This window comes from Mesorhizobium sp. M1A.F.Ca.IN.020.06.1.1, from assembly GCF_004023265.1.
Taxonomy (GTDB): domain Bacteria; phylum Pseudomonadota; class Alphaproteobacteria; order Rhizobiales; family Rhizobiaceae; genus Mesorhizobium.
In genome coordinates, this window is the sequence record NZ_RZSR01001176.1 from 1 (window position 1) to 1,573 (window position 1,573).

At 63.8% G+C, this 1,573-nt stretch carries 2 protein-coding genes and 1 pseudogene; 2 read left to right on the forward strand and 1 reads right to left on the reverse strand.

Features of this window, described 5'->3' with window-relative positions:
* Positions 1 to 396, reverse strand: a pseudogene (locus EOA60_RS32195) (ATPase); the annotation flags it as partial.
* Between the two features lie 152 nt (positions 397 to 548).
* Between EOA60_RS32195 and EOA60_RS32200 the strand changes: the two are divergent.
* Together EOA60_RS32200 and EOA60_RS32205 are read left to right on the forward strand one after the other, a co-directional pair.
* Positions 549 to 1,115, forward strand: a complete 567-nt coding sequence (locus EOA60_RS32200; RefSeq protein WP_095802667.1) for an XRE family transcriptional regulator — start codon at positions 549 to 551, stop codon at positions 1,113 to 1,115.
* A 4-nt stretch (positions 1,116 to 1,119) separates the two neighbouring features.
* The gene (locus EOA60_RS32205; RefSeq protein ID WP_095824890.1) at positions 1,120 to 1,428 is read left to right on the forward strand and encodes a hypothetical protein; all 309 of its coding nucleotides are present in this window, start codon (positions 1,120 to 1,122) and stop codon (positions 1,426 to 1,428) included.
* Positions 1,429 to 1,573: the final 145 nt, after the last annotated feature.

The window sequence follows — 1,573 nt, forward strand, 5'->3', positions numbered from 1 at the left end:
GATACGGTGGGCAACCGCGCCGATATGCGGATAGGTGGTGATTCCGCGGTCGAAGACCGGTTTGGCGCTGGGCTCGGCTCCGTCGCGCACCTCGCCGATCAGTTCGATGCTGACCTCGATTGCGTTCTGGCCCTCATTGCTCCAGGCGCGGTCAGACTTGCCGATCGCATAGACAAGGCCAACGGTTCGCGTCGCGCCAAGGTTGATGGAAATCATCTTGCCGACGGTCCACAGGCCGGTCACCGTGCCTTCGGCATCTTCGGCATAGGCGCTGATGGTAGCGCGCGCACCGTCGCATTGCACGACGTTGCCCAGGATGCGCTTGTCGCTCTGCTGGGCGTCGCGGCGCTCCTGCGAGGTCGGCTCCCCAATGGAGGCTTCGCGTTCAACAAACATCGGTTACCTGTCCCATTCCCCTCGGGGTCAAAGCTATCCCAATCGGGGTTAAAGCCGCGTGAGGTCGGATGGTGTAGGGCCCGTTAAACCACTCGCGAAAATGCGATCGACCAGCCTCTTCCTTCATCCCGGAATTTCGATATATTGGATGAATGACTGATATATCGAACGACATCACGTCCACGATCGGCAGGCGGATACGCTCCGAGCGTGATTTGCGGGGATGGTCGCTGGCCGAGTTGGCCGAGCGTTCCGACGTTTCCAAGGCGATGCTGAGCGCCATGGAGCGCGGCATGACAAGTCCGACCGCGGCGCTCCTCGTGCGCATCGCGTCGGCTTTCGGCATGACGCTCTCCACGCTGATTGCCCGCGCCGAAATGCAGGGCGGCAGTGTGTCCCGCAAGGACGAGCAGCCGGTCTGGCAGGATCCGGCGACCGGCTATGTGCGACGGCATCTGTCGCCGGCAACGCAAATGCCGCTCGAACTGATCCGGGTCAGCCTGCCGGCAGGCGCCAAGGTCGAATTCCCGGCAGCGTCCTATGCCTTCATCAAGCAGCAGATCTGGCTGATCGGCGGCCGCCTGGACTTCACCGAAGGCAATGTCGTGCACAGGCTGGAGCCGGGCGACTGCCTGGCGCTCGGAGCCCCGTCGGACTGCACCTTCCACGCTCCGGGACCGGAAGCCGCCGAGTATCTGGTGGCGCTGGTCCGGGGCTGATCGCATGGCACGCCGGCCTGAACGGTCCCACAATGGCGGGCCGCCTCTCGACGACTACGAAGGTCCGCCCTGGGGCAAGGGGGACCCCTACATCTTTCTTGCCTGGCGCACCGCCCACGACAAAGCCTGGAAGGCGCCGAGCCACGCCGTCATGCTGATGCGGCTGGAAAAGGCCGAGCGGCTTGGGCTCACCTATGAGGAATACACGCTCGAGATCCTGGAGCGCGGGCGGCACCTCAGCGAGGACGAAGCCGAGCGTATCGCGGAAATCCGAAGGGCGCGCCGCCGAAGACGTAGCAGTCATTTCGCATGACCGCGGCCCGATACCTCATCACTGGAGACCACCGACATGAACCCGCCTGAAATCAGGGCGCTGAACGACGACGCAAAAACCAGCGGGATGCTCGCCGACCTGCTGATCGAGACAGTCGCCGCCGGCGGATCGGTGAGCTTCATGC